The sequence below is a fragment of the Streptomyces sp. NPDC043427 genome (assembly GCF_056436655.1).
Genome location: NZ_JBWKCC010000052.1, coordinates 1 through 18,673, shown reverse-complemented (window position 1 = coordinate 18,673; position 18,673 = coordinate 1). Strand labels below are relative to the sequence as shown.

Genomic DNA, 18,673 nt, shown 5'->3' with positions numbered 1-18,673 from the left:
CACTTCGCTTCGCCCACCGGCTGACCTGCTTCGTTAGACTTCGGGACGGTTGATCGCCGTCCTCTGGCAATGGTCCTTGCTGCCAACCTCGTTTCGATCGCAGGGAATTGCCTCACCTACATGGGCGTGCCGTGGTTCGTGCTGCAGAGCACAGGCAGCGCCGCCAAGGCCGGGATCGTCGCGTTCTGCACACTGCTGCCCGCCGTGCTCGCTGCACTCGTCACCGGCCCGGTCATCGAACGGATGGGGCGACGGCGGGTGAGTGTCGCCTCGGATCTCTCCTGCGGGCACTGTCAACTTTGACTGGACGTCAGATGATCAAGAAGGAAAACCCCAATCGGATCCTCCCTCCGGCAGGTCGATTCGGCGCCTCATTCGCGGAATCAGAGGTGAAGATTGCAAATCACCTTATGATCATCTGACGGTACGTCAAAGTTGACAGTGCCCTCGGGACGGCTGTCCCCACCCGATGCAAAACGGATGCCCGGCCGGGTCCGCGTACACCTGGTGCCCCTCGGCGGCATCAAGATCAGGAGCTGGTTGAAGGAGCCGGGCGCCCAGGGCGACGGCCTCCTCGTGCGCAGCTCGCGGGTCGTTGACGTGGAGGTCGAGATGCACTTGCTGGAGGGTCGTGCCGTGCGGCCAGTCGGGCGGGACATGGTTTGGCGCCAGTTGCACGCCGATCCGCCACTCTCCGGCAGCATCGATGACGCTGTGCCAATCGTCATCCTCGAAGACGTGCCCACCGAGAATGCCGGCCCAGAATGCGCTCTCCACATGCAGGTCGGCCGCGTCGAACACGATCACCTGACGGACCATGAGCATAACGCGCACACTGAGCTTCTTCGAGCTGGCCACCGATCAGGTGACGGTCCATGAAGCGCAACGAGCGAGGCCCCCGAGCTGTTGATCGAGATGTCTGACGTCTCAACCACGCTGCTCGGGGGCCTCGTTGGTCATCTGTCCTGCCGCATGCGCTCGTGGAGTGGGTGACCATGCTCGTCGTCACCCGTGAGGGTGACCGGCGCTGCAAGCTCCGTCCGTCCCAGCGCGCGATGGTGGCACTGGTGTACCTGCGCGAACACACCACCCTCGCGAAGATCGCCGCCGGGTTCGGGATCAGCGAGTCCACCGCCCACGCCTACACCAGCGCGGTCATCGACCTCCTCGCCGACCGTGCACCGGGCCTGCTGAAGGTCCTACGCGAGCAGGATCCGGACTTCGTCCTCCTGGACGGCACGCTCGCCGAGTGCGACCGGGTCGGCGACGGACGGGCCGACTACTCCCACAAGCACCGCCGACACGGGGTGAACGTGCAGGTAATCACCGATCCGGACGGCCGGCTGCTGTGGCTCTCACCCGCCCTGCCGGGCCGCACTCACGACCTGACCGCCGCCCGCACCCACCGGATCATCCGCATCTGCGAGCGCCAGGGCGTCCCCGTCCTGGCCGACCTCGCCTACCAGGGCGGCGGCCCCTGGGTGAGCACCGGCATCAAGCGCAAGCCCCTGCAGGAACTCACCCTCACCGAGAAGACCCTCAACTGGGCCCTGGCCGCAGCACGGGCACCGGTCGAACGCGGCGTCGCGCGCCTGAAGACCTGGCGCATCTTCCGCAGATCCCGATGCAGTCCCAACCGCATGACGTCAATCGCCAAAGCCATCCTCACCCTGGAGCGGCAACGCTGAAGAAGCTCACTGGGCGCCACCGGTGCTGCGAAAGCCCTTCATAGCGCGTTCACGCTGCCGCGTTGGCTGGTGGCTGTTCTCGGCCCGAGTATTCAGGCCCTTATGGGAACGGTGCTCAACCGAGGGCATGACCTCACGGTGAGCGGCGCCGTAGGAGCGGAGCTTGTCCGTGACAATCACCCTCGGCACCGCGCTCGTCTTCTTCATCAGACGGCGGAAGAAGCGCCGGGCCGCGGCCTTGTCCCGGCCGTTCTGCACGAGGATGTCGAGCACGTTGCCGTCCTGGTCGACTGCCCGCCACAGGTACTTCCGCTCCCCGTTGACCTTGATGAACACCTCGTCCAGATGCCATTTGTCCCCGGGCTGGGGTCGGCGGCGACGCAGTCCGTCGGCGTAGGCCTGCCCGAACTTCCGGCACCACCGCCGGACCGTCTCATAGGAGACGATCACGCCGCGCTGGAGCATCAGCTCCTCCACCTCCCGGAATGACAGCGGGAAGCGGAAGTACAGCCACACACAGTGGGAGATCACCTCGACCGGGTACCGGTGCCCCTTGTACGACGGCGACGTGCTCGCCAAGGACAATCCCCCTCCACCACGATCCGAAGGAGATCATCTCACCCTGTCAGCCAACGTGACAGCGCCTCAGCGACACCTGCTGAGCGTGCCGGGGGGGCTCAGATTTCGAACGGTTCCAGATGGCGGGGGTCTATAACACGGCCGTCGGCTCCGACCACCTGCTCAAGCTGGTCGACCACGCCGCGGTTCACCGTGTCGTGCACCGCAGGGTCGTCCAGCGCCGTGACCATATCGTCGTGGTGGCTCGGGACGACGACGCGGGGCCGGCCGAGGGTGCTGACGGCGCGCTCGAAGTAGTCGTGCACGGCAGCATGCCCGCTGGCGCCCAGCACCAGGACGTCCGGCGTGGCGCCTGTGACTTCTCGGGCCGCGAAGTTGGCCGTACCGCTGAGAAACATGACGCTCAGCCGGTCGCCCACAGTCACCTGGTAGCCCAGCGTGCCGCCCTCCACCAGATCTCCCAGCGTCCGGGGCCGGGAAGGGGAGGCGGTCAGGGTGCCGTACGGGTCGAAGCCGTAGCCGCCGAGCTGGCTGTGCAGACTGCGCACCACCTCGACGGTGTAGTCCGGGCGGGACCGCTTGCGGGACGACTGCAGGGGATAGCGCAGCACCTCACCCCCTGAGACCACCACCGGGCGGTGCTTGCGTCCCTTGCCAGGGACACCCATGGCGGTCAGCAGGTGCAGATGTGTCTCGGTGCCCAGGACGTTGATCTCCTTGTCCCGCCAGGCCGGGTGGTCCAGGAGGTACGGCACGTCGGCGAGGTGGTCCCAGTGGCCGTGGGTCAGCAGGATGAACTCGGGTGCCTTGGTGATGTGTTCGCCCAGCACCCGGTCGATGATCCGGTGGTTCACCTCCAGCTCCCGCGCCATGTCAACTCTGCCGTCGGGGCCCTCGTAGGGCTGCCGAGTGAGATACGGGTCGATCAGCAGCCGGTGCCCGTCGAAGTCCAGCTCCCAGCCCGCGACGCCGAGCCAGCGCAGCCAAACGCCGCTGCTCGCCCGGCCGGCAGTGTCCTGGGCCGGCCGGCCGCCGGGAGCTGCCGCTGCGGCGGTCTCGGACGCTCCCGTGATGCCGACGGCCCCGGCGGCCAGACTCGTCCGCAGCACGCTGCGGCGGCTCGGACGGTGCGGGGCGACTGCGGGCTGCTGAGAGGACATGGCGGTACTCCTTCGCTCGTGGGCTTCAACTGCTCCTTGTGACCCAGGCCTGGGAAGTGGAGTCAAACCTCGGCAACCACCTTGTGTCGAATACACTTTCGGCCGCGCGCTGATTCGTTCGGCATATCGCTGCAGACCATGGGGGGCGCATGCTGACGGAGCGACACCTGGAAATCTTCGTCGCCATAGCGGAGGAAGGGCACTTCGGGGACGCCGCACAGCGTGTGGGCATCACCCAGCCGCCCCTCTCCCAAGGGCTGCGACGGCTGGAGGCGCTGCTGGGGGTGCGGCTGTTCGACCGGGAGCGCGGGGTCTCCCTCACTGAGGAGGGCGCTCTGCTGCTCCCGCACGCCCGCCGGGCCCTCACCGCGCTGGCCGAACTGAGGGAAACCGGTGCCCGGGAGGGGGCGGACGGGCAGCGCCTCCGGCTCGGCCTGCCGCCCGAACTGCCGCCCCGGCTCGGTGCGTCCGTCGCCGCCGCGCCCGTTCGCGCCGGGGTCCGGGGCCGTGTTTCGGTGGTGACGGCACCGACGGCCACGCTGCTGACGGACGTCTCCGCCGGACGGCTCGACCTGGCCGTCGTCCGCCACCCCGCCGTACTCCACGGTCTGGCCGCGGGCCCGGTGACGCTGCTCCCGATGTGGCTGCTGACACCGGACGACACGGGTGGCACTGATGCCACGGGTGATGCCCCGACCGGGCGGCTCACGCCAGGCAAGGCGGCAGCCGGACGGGCCTCGCCGCGCAACCCGCATGAGGCCATGAGTGAATCGACCCGGCGTGCGGGGAGCACGCGGGCGGGGCGGCTGTTGCCGTACGCAGTCCGGCCCCGCGCTGAAGCGCCCGCGGCGCACGACCTGTTCCTGGACAAGCTCGCGGGGCAAGGGCGGCGGGTGGAGACAGTGGTGGTCTCGGACGAGCGCGCCGGGCTGGCTCTTGTTGCCGCCGGCCAGGCCGTACTCGTCACGGCCGACGAGACGCTCATGGCCGACGGCGTCGCCCGGCGGCCGACCACCGACCCGGCGCTGCCGCTGCGGCTGCGGGTGGTATGGGACGCCCGGCGGCTGGCCGCCGCGCACGCGGACGAAGCCGCCGAGGCGCTGGTCGACGCGCTGGCATCGGCACACCGCCCAGGTAGGGAAAGGGACCGATGAGCGTGGCGGCCCCGCGCAGGGGCATCGAGCGCACCCTGCGTGGGATGTTCGGCGATGCCGGCGTGCGCGGCTGGCTCCATGTGGCCGAACTGCACCGACCCACGGCGGCGGTGACGGTCGATGCCGACGAGGCCGTGCTGATGGGCTCGGTCTACAAGATGCCGCTCGCAGTGGCCTACGGCCGCCAGGTGGACGCTGGCGTGCTCGACCCCCGGCAACGGGTCACCCTGCCGTCCCAGGACCGGCTGCCTGGGCCTACCGGCATCTCACAACTGCGCGACGAGGTGTCGATGTCCCTGCGCGACCTGGTCGTCATGATGATGAGCATCTCCGACAACGCGGCAGCCGACGCGGTACTCCACCACGTCGGCGCTGCGGCATTCGACGACACGTGCCGGGCCCTCGGCCTCTTCCGCACCCAGCTCAACGACGGTGCCGCGGGCACTCTGGCCCGACTGCTGGCGGAGACGGGCACTGAGTCGGTGGACGCGGCGATGGCGCGGATCGCCGACAACGACCGGGCAGTGCCGCCCAGCGTCTACGATCCCGCATGGGCGACCTCGACCACCCCCGCGGAAATGGCTCGTCTGCTGCGCGCCATCTGGACGGACGAGGCGGCCTCCCCCGACGCCTGTGCTTTCGTCCGCCGGACGATGGGCCTCCAGCCCTGGCAGCACCGGCTCGCGGCGGGCTTCCCCTACGACGAGGTGGCGCTGTACGGGAAGACCGGGACGTTCGGCGTCATGCGACACGAGGCCGGGGTCGTCGAACTGCCCGACGGCCGCACGTACACGGCCGTCGTCTTCACCCAGGCCGCCCGTGCCGACCGCCGACTGCCCCGCGCCGACGCGGTCATAGGCGCCACTGCACGCGCGGCCATCGAGCACCTGAGAGGCAGGGAGTAACTGGAGATGTCCGGGGTGTCCTTCATGGACTCCGTCGGCCTGAACCTCCTGCTCAAGCTCCGCCACCGCCTTCTGGCCGAAGGGGGCCATCTCCTCATCACCGGCCTGCAGACCCAGCCCGCGAGCGTGCTGCATCTGACCGAGACCGACACGCTGCTCACCCCCGACGCCGCACAAGCCGCCTGACCTGGTCAAGCCGCTGAGCGGCAATAAGCGCCGGGCCCCGAAGGCCGCTGATTCATCGTGCCGGTCTTCCTGCAGCAGCTCGCCTCCCGCGCCCTCACCCATGGCAAGCGCAAGGTGCACGTCCAGCGCGATGAGGAAGGCCGGATCGTCGGCGCCGACGGCGAGGGTGCCGGCGAGGACCAGGAGCAGGACGACACGCAGGCCGCCGCCGAGTCGGCCCTGCTCCACTTCTCCACTCCGAAGGACGCCGCGACGATCGCCGCGTTCCTGCGCACCCGCGTCTACCGGCCGGACAGCCTCGTCTGGCTGGAGGGCTACCAGGCCCTCATCCGCTGGCGGAAGGAGAACGAGATCACCGGCCTCTACGCCGTGCCCTACGACACGGAGACCGAGGTCGGCACGACGAAGTCCTTTCCGCTGGGGAGGTGGGTGCACCAGCAGAGGAAGGCGTTGCGGGCCGGGGAGCTGGAGGAGCGGCGCAAGGAGCTGCTGGACGCGCCGGAGGCCGGGATGGTGTGGGAGCCGGGCGAAGAGGCGTGGGAGAACAAGCTCGCCGCGCTCCGCTCGTACCGACGGGCCACCGGTCACCTCGCCCCGCGCCAGGATCAGGTGTGGGGCGAGGGCGAGGGCGAGGCGATGGTGCCTGTGGGGCAGCACATGGCCAATCTCCGCCGCAAGGGCGGCCTCGGGAAGGACCCCGAGCGGGCCCGGGAACGTGCGCAGCAGTTGACGGCTATCGACCCGGACTGGGACTGCCCGTGGCCGCTGGACTGGCAGCGGCACTACCGCGTCCTCGCCGACCTGGTCGACGCCGATGGCAGCCTGCCCGAGATCCAGCCCGGGGTGCTGATGGACGGTGATGACATAGGGCGGTGGCTGGAGCGGCAGAAGAATCCGAGCACCTGGGCGCAGTTGTCCACCGAGCAGCAGGAGCGACTGTCCCAACTGGGCGTCAAGCCGCTTGAGGCTCCGTCTCCCGCCCCGGCAGCGAAGCGTGCGTAACGGTAGTTCGTTGAACTCGTCGGTAGGTGGGGTTGACGGCTGAGTGGGTCGATCGTACTGCGGTGGGGTGTCGAGTTTCGGGGGCGAGGATGACCGAGCGACGTCCGTGTCCGCCGGCGCCGGGGCCGTTGGAGGAGTACGCGGCGGCAACCTTCTCGTCCTCTGCGGCAACTAGGAGCCGGAAGGCCGACTCGAACTACCGGATGGACGGGCATGAGGGCAACGAAGCACGCCGCGCCGCAACCGTGGCGCAGGCGCGGAATGGTCACGGGCATTCCCTTGGCGCTGCTCGTCGCCGCCGTGCAGCCGGACGTCGCGCAGCCGACCGGCGTCCGGTTCGCCCGGCCTTGACCAGCCCGCCGGCCGGCCTGCACCGCCCCGCAACCGAGCACGACCGCCGTTCGAATCCAGGGCTGAGCACTGTTAGGCTGCGCTCCCCGTTGTTGAACGCGCAACTAACGCGCACATCATGGCAAGGAGAGGGCAACCGGGGGATGGTCCTCGATGACGCGTCCGCGGAGTTCCACGAATTCTTCGAACGCCACTATGCCGAGCTCGCCCGTCTGGCACACCTCCTGACCGGCGAGGCCGATGCGGCGGACGACCTCGCGGCGGATGCCCTGGTCGCCCTGTGGCAGCGCTGGGACCGGTTGCGGCAGGCCGACCACCCGCTCGCCTACGCCCGTGGTGTGGTGGCCAACCTGGCGCGGGGACGGATCCGCAGCACGGTGCGGGAGCGACGCCGGATCACGCTGTTCTGGTCCCGCAGCCCCGAGAAGGTGGAGGGGCCGGACATGACGGCCGTGCTGGACGTCCGCGCGGCGCTCGCCCGGCTGCCGTTCCGCAAGCGCGCCTGTGTGGTGCTGCGGCACGCCCTCGACCTGTCGGAGAAGGACACGGCGGCGGCGCTGGGCATATCGGTCGGAACCGTGAAGAGCCAGACCTCGAAGGGAATGGCCGAGCTGGAAAAGCTACTGGGCGCACACGCGACCGGGGACCTGGTGCCGGGGAGGAGGAGGAACCGGTGAACGAGGAAATCGACCGTCGGCTGCGCGAGGCCGCCGAGGCCCACCGGCCCGACCGCGCGCGGATGCTGGCCCGGGTGGAACGCGGCATGGCCGGCCCCGCCGTCCGTCACCGCGCGCGACCGTTCGCGAGGTCCGGGACCAGGGTCGCCCTCGCCGGGCTCGCCGCCGGCGGCATCCTTACGACCGGCGGCCTCGCCGTCGCCGCCATCGTCGCGACCCCGTCGCCGACGCCCACCGTGACCACGCCTGCCACCCCGTCCCCGAACGTCAGCTCCCCGCCCCCGACATCGGCCCGCCCCACCCCTGTCGCGCCGCCCCCGGCCACCACCCCGGGCAGCTCGCGCCCGACCCCGTCGGCCACCAGTCCCTCGCCGACCGGCGGCGAGAACCAGAACGGGCCGCTGTGGTCGGCCGGCTCGCTGGATCCGAAGAGCACCGTCTACTGGACGCAGAGCAACCTCGTCCTCAAGACGACCCAGCCGCTCACCTCGCTCACGGTCGAGATCCGGATCGTGCAGACCGGCGGGGCGAAGAACACCGGCACCTGGCAGACCCTGCCGAACGGTGACTTCACCGTCACCGTCCAGGAGGCCGGCGGCGCGCTGGTCTACCGCTGGGTCCTCAAGCCGGGCCTGACCGTGCCGGCCGGGAGCCATGAGTTCGCCGCGCAGTTCAACAACGGCCCCGGCGTGCGCAGTGCCGCGGGCGACGGCTACCGCGTCGACGCACAGGGTTCGGGCGGCTCCGCGTCGGTCCGGGGAGGGTTCGTCCCGACCCGGTGAACGCCGCTGTGCGGCAGGGCGACGGCGGCGGCCGCGAAAGTGCTTCCCTTGATCGCGGCAACCTTTGTGTGCGTGGCGGCAACTGACAGGCATCCGGGGCCGGATCAAGCCCTGCTGTGCCAGAAGGACATGCCGTTGTCAGATCAGAACCGCTCTCATCGTCGCCGTCCGGCGACCCGCCGCGTGATCGCCGCCTCCGTGGTCCTCGCCGCCGCGGGTGCTGCCGTACCCCTGGTCGCCCTGGCCGCACGCACGCCGGAGGCCGCCGCACCGGCCACCGCCGCCGACGCGGCGGCCGGCAGCGGCCGTTACTTCGGCACGGCAGTGGCCGCGGGCAAGCTCGGCGACTCCACGTACTCCACTCTTCTCGACCGGGAATTCAAGATGATCACCCCGGAGAACGAGATGAAGTGGGACGCCATCGAGCCCTCCCGCGGCACCTTCACTTTCGGGGCCGCCGACCGGATCGTCGACCACGCCTCCGCGCACGGCCAGCGCCTGCGCGGCCACACCCTGGTGTGGCACTCCCAACTGCCGGGCTGGGTCAAGTCCATCACCGACGCCAGCACACTGCGCTCGGTGATCAAGAACCACATCACCCAGGAGATGACCCACTACAAGGGCAAGATCTACGCCTGGGACGTGGTCAACGAGGCGTTCGCCGACGGCGGCAGCGGGCAGCACCGCAGCTCCGTGTTCCAGGACGTGCTGGGCGACGGCTTCATCGAGGAGGCCTTCCGCACCGCCCGGACCGCCGACCCCGCCGCCAAGCTCTGCTACAACGACTACAACATCGAGAACTGGTCCGACGCCAAGACCCAGGGCGTCTACAAGATGGTCAAGGACTTCAAGTCCCGCGGTGTGCCCATCGACTGCGTCGGCTTCCAGAGCCACTTCGGCACCGGCGGCCCGCCGGCGAGCTTCCAGACCACCCTGTCCAGCTTCGCCGCGCTCGGCGTGGACGTGCAGATCACCGAGCTCGACATCGCCCAGGCGTCCGCCACCGCTTACACCAACGCCGTCAAGGCCTGCGTGAACGTCGCTCGCTGCACGGGCATCACCGTGTGGGGCATCCGCGACAGCGACTCCTGGCGCACCGGTGAGAACGCGCTGCTGTTCGACGCTGGCGGCAACAAGAAGCCCGCCTACAGCGCCGTGCTCACCGCCCTGGGCAGCACCGGCAGCACCGGCAGCACCGGCAGCGGCGGCACGCAGGCCGGGGACATCACCTCCGGCGCCGTCTACACGCTCTCCAACGCGGCCGCCGGACGCGTTCTCGACGAGCCCGCGGGCCAGAACGACAACGGCACCCCGCTCCAGGTGTGGGACGCCAGCGGCGCCTCCAACCAGCAGTGGCGGGCCAACCGGAACAGCGACGGCTCCTACACGCTGACCAACGTCGCCAGCGGCCGGGTACTGGACGAGCCGGCCAACCGGACGGCCAACGGGACGAAGGTGACGGTCTGGGACGCCAACGGCGGCGCCCACCAGCACTGGAAGGCCCACCGGAACAGTGACGGCTCCTACACGCTGACCAACGTCGCCAGCGGCCGGGCGCTGGAGATCCCCGGCGGTCGGACCGCCAACGGCACTCCCGTCCAGATCTGGGACACCAACGGCGGCGGCGCCAACCAACGCTGGACCTTCCAGCCGACCGCGGCGCCGAAGAGCGACACGTGTGCTCTTCCGTCGACCTACCGCTGGACCTCGACGGACGCGCTGGCGCAGCCGGCGAACGGGTGGTCCTCGCTGAAGGACTTCACCGCCGTGACCTACAACGGCAAGCACCTGGTCTACGGGTCGAACTACTCGGGATCGGCCTACGGCTCGATGGCGTTCAGCCCCTTCACGAACTGGTCGGACATGGCGTCGGCCCGCCAGACCGGCATGAACCAGAAGGCGGTGGCGCCCACGCTGTTCTACTTCGCGCCCAAGAACATCTGGGTGCTGGCGTACCAGTGGGGTCCGTCGCCCTTCAGCTACCGCACCTCCAGCGACCCCACCAACCCCAACGGCTGGTCCGCGCCGCAGCCGCTGTTCACCGGCAGCATCCCCCGCACCGACTCCGCCACCGGCCCGATCGACCAGACCCTGATCGCCGACGACAAGAACATCCACCTGTTCTTCGCCGGTGACAACGGCAAGATCTACAAGGCGACCATGCCGATCGGGAACTTCCCCGGCAGCTTCGGCTCGTCGTACACGACCGTCATGAGCGACACGGAGAAGAACCTGTTCGAGGCACCACAGGTCTACAAGGTCCAGGGCCAGAACCATTACCTCATGATCGTCGAGGCTCGCGGTGCGAGCGAGCAGCGTTACTTCCGCTCGTTCACCGCCACCAGCCTGAACGGTCCGTGGACCCCGCAGGCCGCCACCGAGTCCAACCCCTTCGCGGGCAAGGCCAACAGCGGCGCCACCTGGACCAACGACATCAGCCACGGTGACCTGGTCCGCAGCAACCCCGACCAGACCATGACCATCGACCCCTGCAACCTGCAGTTCCTCTACCAGGGCAAGTCGCCCAACACGCCGCCGAACACCTCCTACGACAACCTGCCGTACCGGCCCGGCATCCTCACCCTGAAGCGCTGACCCGCCTCCCGGAGAAGGGCCCAGCCCGACGAAGCCGACGAAATGCGCCCCCATCGAAGAGATGGGGGCGCATTTCGTCGACTTTCACCTACTGGAGTGCTGCACCACTACTGGAGTGCTGCACCGCTACTTGAGCGCTGTACCGCCCGAGTTGTGATAGGCGATCGTCTTGTTGATCAGGTTTCGGCCGTCGGACTCGACCGTGGTCTGTTCGTCCTGCCCCGGACCGAAGAACAGGCCGGCGATGTGGGCGTTCGCGACCTGGTCCATGTGGGCGAAGAACCAGTCCACCTTGTCGTCCTTGTAGTGGTTGCGGGTGTTGTTCTGCGCCATGTTTCCCACGGGGATCTGCCACAGGACCACCGGCTTGCCCACGGACTCGGCCATCGTCTTGTAGAACTTCAGCGTGGCGGCGGCCTTCTGGCCGGTCCAGAAAGTGTCACGGCCGCCGTGGGCCGGCTGTGCGTACCAGCCCGCGTCGCGGTCCGACACATCGCTGACCAGGAAGTCGGCGTTCTTCGCCCCGAGGCTCGCGTAGTCCTTGACGCAAGCCTGTGTGGTGGTCTCCCAGTCGAAGCAGGAAAGGTGCATCCCCACGGCGGTGTTCGGCGCGTACTTGTGCGCCATCGAGATCAGGCACTGGGCGAGTCCGGTGGCGCTGTTCTCCTGCGATCCGCAATCCTTCGGATTCGCGCCCGAGACCTGTGCGGGAACCTGGTGCGGATCGCCGAGCGACCGGACGTAGCCCCAGAAGTCGGGCTCGAGGTCGATCGCGTCGCGCGACGTGCCGATCTTCTGGAGGAAGAAACGGTAGTCGTTCAGGTACCGGGTGAGCAGGTCGAGCCGGTTGATGGCCTTGACCTCGCCCGGACCGTCGCCCTCGCCTGCCGCATCCCCGAGGTCGCGCAACGAGTACCAGGTCCAGAGCATCTTCTGCGGACGCGGGCTGCCCTTGTACGTAGCCTTGGCTGCCACGTCGTCCCGCCAGGTCACGTAAGTGCCGGGCGCCGTGGTGCTGCCGTTCCAGCAGCCCCACCAGCTCGACCACGCGTCCTGGCAGCGCGCTGCCGAGTAGTAGTCCGACGAGGGCGCGGGCTGGCTGTGCACATAGGCGTAACGCGCGTCGAACGGCGCGGCGGTCGCCGAGGCGTCGGACATCGAGCCGCCGATGAGCACCGTGTCACTGCCCATGAACCGCTTCGCCGAGCTGCCGCCACCACCCGCGGGCGACGGAGACGCGGACGAGGGCGAGGACGACGGTCGCGTGTCGCTCGGAGTCGGACTTGCGGGAACGCCGCTGCCCGGCGCGGTGGGCGTACCGGCGCCGCCGACACTCCCGGCCGGGACGAGTTGCCACTGCTGATCGGCGCCGCCCCGGTCGCGGTTCTGGACGACGCCGCCCCCGTCGGCCTTGGCGGCGTTGCGGACACCGACAGCCATGCCACTGAAGCGATTGACCAAACGCAGGTAGCCGTTCGACGACTTGGCCAGTTTGAACTGCTGGTTGGTGCCGTTCAGGTCTTTCCACTGCACGATGGCGGAGCCGGCGGTCTTCGACCAGCCGAGGTCGTCCAGCACCTTGCCGGAGGTCCGGTTCTTCAGCCGGTAGTACCCGTCACCCGCGTCGATGAACCGCCACTGCTGGTTGGCCCCGCCGTGGCGCGCCCACTGCACCACCGCCGCGCCGTCGTTCCTGGCGGAGCCGCGGTCGTCCAGCACCTTGCCGCTGTTGCGGTTGACCAGCACGTACCACTTCTTCAGGTCCAGGGTTTTCTGCTCCGCCGAAGCCTGGCTGACCACGACAGCCGAGCCGGCCACGACCACCATGGCGAGCCCTCCCCAGAGACCCCGACGCGCGAGCAACCGACGACCACGATGCTTCGGACGCCCCCCGCGCGCACCACCGCCGTCGGCACGGTGTCCGCCGACGCGGGACGCCACCGATGACGAGGGTGGACCGGGGACATGTCTGCGCTCTCGTTCCAGGGACATGCCTGTGCTCTCTTTCAACTGTTGCATCTGACCGGACCACTTGGCCGGACACCACTGAGTGGCCAGAGAGGCCGAAAAGGTTGCCGCGAAGATCCACAGAACTTTTTTCTGCCGGCCGGACGGTCACCCTGAAGCTCAACGGCGTGGAGGAAAAGCGCCGCCGTCCCCGCCCATCCACCAAAGAACAGCGAGCTGCAACGGCTGGTCGCCGGCTCCAGGAAACCGTCAGCTCGTACACCGTTGCTCCGGTGGAGCTGTTGGAGTGAGTGCGGCGGATGCGTCTTATGGGGTGACGGCTGGGGCGGACGATGGCTTGCGCCTGTCTCATCCCAAGACGCCCGTCGCGTGTCCGTGCTCCCGTTGCTTGCGGTGCACGCCTGGGCGCACGCCCCTGGTCGGCGGTATCTCCAGGTCATGGCCGAACGTCGTCCGTATCCCAGTGATTTGTCCGATGCCCGATGGGCGTTGATCGAGCCGGTGCTGAGTGCATGGCGGGCCGAGCGCCGCCGGCATGCCCTGGACATCGGGCGTCCGCCCGAGCATGATCTGCGCGAGATCATGAACGCGATCCTGTACGTAGATCGCACCGGCGTGCAGTGGCGCTACCTGCCGCACGACTTCCCGCCCTTCCAGACCTGCTACGGCTACTTCGCCAGGTGGCAGAAGGACGGCGTGTTCGCCCAGCTCACCGGCGTACTGCGCAGCCTGTTACGGCAGAAGGAGGGCAAGCGGGCGGAGCCGTCCGCATGCGTGATCGACCCGCAGAGCGTGAAGACCTCCACCAGCGTCCCGGCCGCCGGGCAGGGCACCGACGCGGCGAAGAAGATCGTGGGCCGCAAGCGGAGCATCGTCACCGATACCCTCGGACTGCTGCTCGCGGTGCTGGTCACGGCCGCGAGCGTGCAGGACTCCGTCGCCGGCACTCACCTGGTCGACCAAGTCGCGGCCGCCCACCCCTCGGTCCGCAAAGTCTGGGTGGACGGCGGCTACCGCCAGCACCTCGTCGAGCACGCCGCCCGGCTCGGTATCGACATGGAAATCGTCCAACGCGACCCCGGCACCAGGGGCTTCACCCCGCTGCCCAAGCGCTGGACCGTGGAGCGGACCTACAGATGGCTGATGTTCCACCGACGCCTGGCTCGCGACTACGAGACCCTGCCCGCCCGCTCCGAAGCCATGATCCACCTCGCCATGACCGACCTGATGGCCCGCCGTCTCACCGGCGAAGCCACCATCTCCTGGCGCGACCCGACAAACCAGGATCAAACACCAATTCCGGGATGAAACATCGGGAGGAAACGACCTCTTACAAACCGGGACCGGTTGAAGCCATCCAGGTCGGGCCGGCGAACAACGTCACGGAGCCTTTTTCAACTTGGTCATCGGATGTTGGTGCGTTGCGCTGACAGCGGGGTGAAGCCCCTACTAGATGGGTTTCGACCAAGAGATCCGTCTCCACCAGAGGCTTCGCGTGCTTGTCTACCCGTCCGGGATCGACGTGTCCAGCTCCGCCCTGCGCTTCCTGTCCGCCCGGCTCCGGGATCATCGCCGGCAACGCGGCACCCGCTGGCGACGACTGACCGCCGGCCGTCAGGCCCTGCTCGCACTGGCCCACCTGCGCTGCGGGCACACCTGTGCACAGATTGCCGCCGGGTTCGGCATCGGCACGACCACCGCCTACCGCTACGTCGCCGAGGCCGTCGAGGTTCTGGCCGCCCACGCCCCACCCCTCGCCGAGGCGATGAAGGCCGCGGCCACCAAGGCATTCGTCATCCTCGACGGCACCTTGCTGCCGATCGACAGGATCGCCGCCGACCGGCCCTTCTACTCCGGGAAACACAAAAGGCACGGCATGAACGTGCAGGTGATCACCGACCCGGCAGGACGGCTGTTGTGGGCATCGCCCGCACTCCCCTGAGCGATCCACGACGTCAAGGCCGCCCGCACCCACGGCGTCACCGACGCCCTGCAGGAGGCAGGCGTGGAGTGCTGGGCGGACAAGGGCTACCGCGGCGCCGGCGGCACCATACGAGTGCCTTACAGGGGGCGCTGGCAGACCCTCTCCACCGGTCAGCAGGCTGCCAACCGCTCACACGCGAAGATCCGCGCCCTCGTCGAACAGGCCATGGCCACCATCAAGTCCTGGCGACTCCTGCGTAAGCTTCGATGCTCCACCACTCGCATCACCAGCCTCGTCCAAGCGGTCCTCACGATGCACCTGACCTGCACGAGCTGAGGTGGGTGCGGCTCTTCTGGAGGGAGGGCGAAGCTGGCGGTCTGCCAAGTCGAGCGTCCACCCTCTCCGGTTGAGGCCGCGGAGGCTCTGGATACGACCGGCATCTGTGACCGACCGTCAGACCTCGCCGAGTTCAGGTCGTCGGCCCTTGTGGAGGCTTCCCGGATGGGGAACGATGCGTCAATCCACCCGAGGTGACCTGATCCACGACTGGGCGGCACGCACGGGCCGGCAACAACAGGGGGCGATGACATGCTGATTGAGGCACGTACGGAGGCGGCCGGGTGAACGTCACGCTGGCTCTCGCCAACAACGGCGCCATGCTTGCGGTCCGCTTCCTCCTTGAGCTGGTCTCGCTGCTCTGCCTGGCCGTCTGGAGCTGGCGCAAAGTCCCCTCTCCGTGGCACTGGCTGATGGTCGTCGCACTCCCCGTCGCCGTGGGCTGGGCGTGGGGCTCCTTCACCGTGCCGGATGACCCGTCCAAGGGCGAGAGCGATATCCACACCCCCGGCCCATTGCGCCTACTCCTCGAACTCGCCGTCTTCTTCGGTGCGGTGGCTGCGCTCTACCTCGCCGACCTGCGCCGCGCGGCCCGCTGGCTCCTTGCGATCATGGTCGGCTACCAGGTCCTCGCCTACGACAGAATCGGCTGGCTGCTCAGCCACTGAGACCGCGTTTGAGATCTGCTCGCTACTCGACGTCAAATCTGATGCCGAAGACCCGAGTGATGCAGGCGTCGAGTAGGCAGGCGAACGCCTGAGCGGAGACCACCGTCGGAGCAGGGATAACACCGGCGTCGTCGGTATCAACGACGTAGTCGATGTCGGCCCACCCGCCGCGGTAGAGGACAACGAGGAGTTCGGCCTCATTCAGATCGTGCAGATGAATGCCGACCGAGTCGGGATCGTTGACCTGGGAGCGCTCTGTCTTCAACTGCTGGGGCCACGGGGCCGCCCCGTCGCGCCAGGTTACGGGCTCGGCGACCAGCCCCGCCGCCTGCCACGCAGTCCGGCGGTCCGCGACAGCGGCAGCGGCTTCATCGAGGTCTACGACACGCTCCATGCAGCGATCATCGCCTACGGGGCTAGTTCTACTCCGCAGCGGTGCGGCGCACGGGGCGAAGACCTGGACGCGTGGCCGGGCATCCTCGGGCGAGCCGGCGGACCATAACGCCGATCATGGCCCAGCGGATCATGGTCTCGGCGTGGGTGGGGCTGGTCTCGTAGTCGCGGGCGAGGCGGCGGTGGGCGGTCAGCCAGGAAAAGGTCCGCTCGATCGCCCGCCGCTTGGGCTGGACCTGGAAGCCACGCTGTCCGGGGTCCTTGCGGACGATCTCCAGCTCGCGGCCGAGGATCTGGGTGGTCCAAAGGACCAGGCGGCCGGCGAAGCCCTGATCGGCCCAGATCTTCCGCACGGACGGGTGGTCCAGGCGTGCCCACAGCAGCGGGCGCTGGCACCGTCACGGTCTTGGACGCTCGCGGCCATGACGTGGACAGCCAGCAGCAGGCCGAGGGTGTCGGTGACCAGGAACCGCTTGCGGCCCTTGACCTTCTTGCCGGCGTCGAAGCCGCGTGTGACCGCAGGGACGGTGTCGGCGGTGCGGACCGACTGCGAGTCGATCAGCCCAGCGCTCGGCTCCGCACTCCGACCCTCGGCCCGGCGGACCTGGGCACGCAGTGCGTCGTGGACGCGGGCGACGGTGCCCCCGTCGTGCCAGCGTACGAAGTACCAGTACACGGTCTGCCAGGGTGGGAAGTCGCGCGGCAACTGCCGCCAGGCGCAACCTGTCCGCACCACATAGAAGATCGCATCCACGATCCGTCGTCGCGGATGCTTCTCGCGTCGCCCGCCCTTCGGCCCCGTCCGCGGTGGCGGGAGCAGCGGCTCCACCAGCGTCCACTGCTCATCGGTCAGGTCCGACGGATACCCCCCAGTACCGGTCACGGCTGGCGCGACGACCACCTTCGCCACGGGACACGACAGATCTCAAACGCGGTCTGAGCAGCCAGCGCCTCCGATACGTTCCCGCCGTAGGCCAGATATGCGTTGGTGGGCCATCTCCTCCAACCGAGCCACACCCAGCTGAGGTTGGAAAAGGCTCACGGTCACCCCAGCGGCTGGGCACTATTGCGGATCCGTCCAGTTCAGCACCGCCTCGCGTTTCGATCCAATCCAAGTAAAAGCGGGTAGCCACACGGCTGAGGTAGCCTCAAATGGTTGTCCATGCTCTTTGATGACAGCTCTCCCCGAGGCGCTTCCTGCCACCCAGGTCAACTCGGCCCACCATTTGCAGCGGCATTCTCTCGGATCCACTCTGATCATGAGCAGCGCCGGGTCGGAGGCCGTCACTGTATACGGGAACTTCAAAGGATCGGTTCGCGTGCCTTCCACGAGCCTGGCGACGGGTTGCCACTTGGGTGGCGCAGCGTTCAGGTTAACGACAGCGGCACGATAGGGAACGGCTGCATAACATGTGCCTTCAGGGATGTACAAACCGGTTACCGCTGGCTGCTTTTCCTCAACGTGGAACGTCAGGTCATGCAACACAATCGCTTTCTCGGATTCCGCGCTGACAGTGATGATGAGGTCTACCGGTCCCGCCGGAACGCCACCAAACGCTGCCGGGTCCTGATCCCAGGTCTTCCCATCTCGCCGCTCCCCCCTTCCAGGTGGTGTGTTCGCGAGCTTGCTTGAAGGGTCCCAGGGGAACACCCATCCGCTCCCTCCGCAGTATTCCTTGCTGCCCTGCGCCACTTGGATATTGAGTGTGGGGCCAGCCGTCTTTACGTCTATCTCAAAGGCGTTTCCGACTACCCGCGAGACTTTCTCCACCCCTGTGGTCCCGAGGTATGTCAACACCGCTGTGGCGATGACGCCCAATCCGGCCGAGGCCAGGGCAATCGACTTCTTCTTCCACCTGGAACTGGTCCGCCTACCCGACCTCTCAGACGGTGATTCTTCTGGCATGTCTGACCTCCACCGACATTGAGTCATAGCGATGTCATCCTGAAAGATCAGACACACCCGGCCATGCACGTTTGGCAGGCATCGGTGCGCGTGCACCCGGCAGCGCTGGCCGCCTTGATGCGGCCGGTGTTCTGCCGGGGGCAGGTCAGCAGGAACTCGCCTTCGCGGCATCGCAGGCGCGGCGGGGCACCGCAGACTGCTGACCGGCATCACCTCCTTCGGCCGGCGCATGGCCATGCGGATGCGCTACGCCAAGGTCGGCGGCACCCACATGCCCGGCGACACCTCGCGAGCACCATGACAATGAGCTTCTTCGAGCGGGCCACCGATCGGGTGACGGTCCGTGAAGCGCAACGAGCGAGGCCCCCGGGCAGTTGATCGAGATGTCTGACGTCTCAA

The 18,673-nt window shown here is 68.3% G+C and carries 16 protein-coding genes and 4 pseudogenes; 13 read left to right on the top strand and 7 right to left on the bottom strand.

Translation table 11 applies throughout. From position 1 onward, the window contains the following. Positions 1 to 69: 69 nt before the first annotated feature. Positions 70 to 285, top strand: a pseudogene (locus AC067M_RS44575) (MFS transporter); the annotation flags it as partial. A gap of 144 nt (positions 286 to 429) precedes the next feature. On the opposite strand, the gene AC067M_RS44570 reads toward AC067M_RS44575, so the two are convergent. Continuing rightward, on the bottom strand, positions 430 to 858 hold the full coding sequence (locus tag AC067M_RS44570; protein ID WP_478702722.1) for a VOC family protein: 429 nt from the start codon (positions 856 to 858) through the stop codon (positions 430 to 432). Between the two features lie 137 nt (positions 859 to 995). Here AC067M_RS44570 and AC067M_RS44565 point away from each other — a divergent pair, with 137 nt between their 5' ends. Further along, positions 996 to 1,688 carry a transposase gene (locus AC067M_RS44565; RefSeq protein ID WP_478702742.1) on the top strand — a complete coding sequence of 231 codons (693 nt, stop codon included), beginning with the start codon at positions 996 to 998 and terminating at the stop codon, positions 1,686 to 1,688. 9 nt (positions 1,689 to 1,697) lie between these two features. On the opposite strand, the pseudogene AC067M_RS44560 reads toward AC067M_RS44565, so the two are convergent. Further along, positions 1,698 to 2,267: pseudogene (locus tag AC067M_RS44560) on the bottom strand (IS6 family transposase); the annotation flags it as partial. 98 nt (positions 2,268 to 2,365) lie between these two features. Then, entirely contained in the window at positions 2,366 to 3,427 is a 1,062-nt protein-coding gene (locus AC067M_RS44555) for an MBL fold metallo-hydrolase (RefSeq protein WP_478702721.1), read from the bottom strand. A 149-nt stretch (positions 3,428 to 3,576) separates the two neighbouring features. Here AC067M_RS44555 and AC067M_RS44550 point away from each other — a divergent pair, with 149 nt between their 5' ends. The 8 genes and pseudogenes from AC067M_RS44550 (at position 3,577) to AC067M_RS44515 (ending at position 11,079) form a co-directional block, all read left to right on the top strand. Next, a complete protein-coding gene (locus AC067M_RS44550; RefSeq protein ID WP_478702720.1) occupies positions 3,577 to 4,581 on the top strand; it encodes a LysR family transcriptional regulator in 1,005 nt (334 codons plus the stop codon). Then, complete coding sequence (locus AC067M_RS44545) at positions 4,578 to 5,486, top strand: serine hydrolase (protein WP_478702719.1); 909 nt, start codon at positions 4,578 to 4,580, stop codon at positions 5,484 to 5,486. The genes AC067M_RS44550 and AC067M_RS44545 overlap by 4 nt, the downstream gene beginning before the upstream one ends. 6 nt (positions 5,487 to 5,492) lie before the next feature. Next, on the top strand, positions 5,493 to 5,672 hold the full coding sequence (locus AC067M_RS44540) for an STAS domain-containing protein (RefSeq protein WP_478702718.1): 180 nt from the start codon (positions 5,493 to 5,495) through the stop codon (positions 5,670 to 5,672). A 69-nt stretch (positions 5,673 to 5,741) separates the two neighbouring features. Beyond that, a pseudogene (locus AC067M_RS44535) lies at positions 5,742 to 6,671 on the top strand (helicase associated domain-containing protein); the annotation flags it as partial. A gap of 216 nt (positions 6,672 to 6,887) precedes the next feature. Continuing rightward, positions 6,888 to 7,025, top strand: coding sequence for a hypothetical protein (locus AC067M_RS44530; protein ID WP_180360973.1), 138 nt, complete (start codon positions 6,888 to 6,890; stop codon positions 7,023 to 7,025). A gap of 143 nt (positions 7,026 to 7,168) precedes the next feature. Then, entirely contained in the window at positions 7,169 to 7,702 is a 534-nt protein-coding gene (locus AC067M_RS44525) for a SigE family RNA polymerase sigma factor (protein ID WP_478702717.1), read from the top strand. Further along, positions 7,699 to 8,484 (top strand): hypothetical protein, encoded by a 786-nt coding sequence (locus tag AC067M_RS44520; RefSeq protein ID WP_478702716.1) that lies wholly within the window; start codon positions 7,699 to 7,701, stop codon positions 8,482 to 8,484. Before AC067M_RS44525 ends, AC067M_RS44520 begins: the two co-directional genes overlap by 4 nt. A gap of 129 nt (positions 8,485 to 8,613) precedes the next feature. Continuing rightward, complete coding sequence (locus tag AC067M_RS44515; protein WP_478702715.1) at positions 8,614 to 11,079, top strand: non-reducing end alpha-L-arabinofuranosidase family hydrolase; 2,466 nt, start codon at positions 8,614 to 8,616, stop codon at positions 11,077 to 11,079. Between the two features lie 126 nt (positions 11,080 to 11,205). Here the strand turns inward: AC067M_RS44515 and AC067M_RS44510 are convergent, their stop codons facing one another. After that, the gene (locus AC067M_RS44510) at positions 11,206 to 12,906 is read right to left on the bottom strand and encodes an RICIN domain-containing protein (protein WP_478702714.1); all 1,701 of its coding nucleotides are present in this window, start codon (positions 12,904 to 12,906) and stop codon (positions 11,206 to 11,208) included. Positions 12,907 to 13,485: 579 nt separating this feature from the next. Here AC067M_RS44510 and AC067M_RS44505 point away from each other — a divergent pair. From AC067M_RS44505 to AC067M_RS44495, 3 genes and pseudogenes are all read left to right on the top strand, one after another. Next, positions 13,486 to 14,355 (top strand): IS5 family transposase, encoded by an 870-nt coding sequence (locus AC067M_RS44505; RefSeq protein WP_478702713.1) that lies wholly within the window; start codon positions 13,486 to 13,488, stop codon positions 14,353 to 14,355. Between the two features lie 187 nt (positions 14,356 to 14,542). Next, a pseudogene (locus AC067M_RS44500) lies at positions 14,543 to 15,307 on the top strand (IS5 family transposase). A 284-nt stretch (positions 15,308 to 15,591) separates the two neighbouring features. After that, the gene (locus AC067M_RS44495; protein ID WP_478702712.1) at positions 15,592 to 15,975 is read left to right on the top strand and encodes a YrdB family protein; all 384 of its coding nucleotides are present in this window, start codon (positions 15,592 to 15,594) and stop codon (positions 15,973 to 15,975) included. A gap of 22 nt (positions 15,976 to 15,997) precedes the next feature. On the opposite strand, the gene AC067M_RS44490 is transcribed toward AC067M_RS44495, so the two are convergent. The 3 genes from AC067M_RS44490 to AC067M_RS44480 all read right to left on the bottom strand — a co-directional run bounded on the left by AC067M_RS44490 (position 15,998) and on the right by AC067M_RS44480 (position 18,274). After that, positions 15,998 to 16,369 carry a hypothetical protein gene (locus AC067M_RS44490; RefSeq protein ID WP_478702711.1) on the bottom strand — a complete coding sequence of 124 codons (372 nt, stop codon included), beginning with the start codon at positions 16,367 to 16,369 and terminating at the stop codon, positions 15,998 to 16,000. Positions 16,370 to 16,397: 28 nt separating this feature from the next. Beyond that, a protein-coding gene (locus AC067M_RS44485) for an IS5 family transposase (RefSeq protein WP_478702741.1) occupies positions 16,398 to 17,290 on the bottom strand; the annotation gives its coding sequence in 2 pieces (ribosomal slippage) (positions 16,398 to 16,753 and positions 16,753 to 17,290; 894 coding nt in all). 141 nt (positions 17,291 to 17,431) lie between these two features. Further along, entirely contained in the window at positions 17,432 to 18,274 is an 843-nt protein-coding gene (locus tag AC067M_RS44480) for a hypothetical protein (protein WP_478702710.1), read from the bottom strand. Positions 18,275 to 18,673 lie beyond the last annotated feature (399 nt).

Excerpts from the sequence above, each read along its gene's own strand:
- AC067M_RS44555 (WP_478702721.1), bottom strand. The coding sequence starts at position 3,427 with ATGTCCTCTCAGCAGCCCGCAGTCGCCCCGCACCGTCCGAGCCGCCGC.
- AC067M_RS44540 (WP_478702718.1), top strand. The coding sequence starts at position 5,493 with ATGTCCGGGGTGTCCTTCATGGACTCCGTCGGCCTGAACCTCCTGCTC.
- AC067M_RS44490 (WP_478702711.1), bottom strand. The coding sequence starts at position 16,369 with ATGGAGCGTGTCGTAGACCTCGATGAAGCCGCTGCCGCTGTCGCGGAC.
- AC067M_RS44515 (WP_478702715.1), top strand. The coding sequence starts at position 8,614 with ATGCCGTTGTCAGATCAGAACCGCTCTCATCGTCGCCGTCCGGCGACC.
- AC067M_RS44545 (WP_478702719.1), top strand. The coding sequence starts at position 4,578 with ATGAGCGTGGCGGCCCCGCGCAGGGGCATCGAGCGCACCCTGCGTGGG.
- AC067M_RS44550 (WP_478702720.1), top strand. The coding sequence starts at position 3,577 with ATGCTGACGGAGCGACACCTGGAAATCTTCGTCGCCATAGCGGAGGAA.
- AC067M_RS44565 (WP_478702742.1), top strand. The coding sequence starts at position 996 with ATGCTCGTCGTCACCCGTGAGGGTGACCGGCGCTGCAAGCTCCGTCCG.
- AC067M_RS44480 (WP_478702710.1), bottom strand. The coding sequence starts at position 18,274 with ATGCCAGAAGAATCACCGTCTGAGAGGTCGGGTAGGCGGACCAGTTCC.
- AC067M_RS44505 (WP_478702713.1), top strand. The coding sequence starts at position 13,486 with ATGGCCGAACGTCGTCCGTATCCCAGTGATTTGTCCGATGCCCGATGG.
- AC067M_RS44530 (WP_180360973.1), top strand. The coding sequence starts at position 6,888 with ATGAGGGCAACGAAGCACGCCGCGCCGCAACCGTGGCGCAGGCGCGGA.
- AC067M_RS44510 (WP_478702714.1), bottom strand. The coding sequence starts at position 12,906 with ATGGTGGTCGTGGCCGGCTCGGCTGTCGTGGTCAGCCAGGCTTCGGCG.
- AC067M_RS44525 (WP_478702717.1), top strand. The coding sequence starts at position 7,169 with ATGGTCCTCGATGACGCGTCCGCGGAGTTCCACGAATTCTTCGAACGC.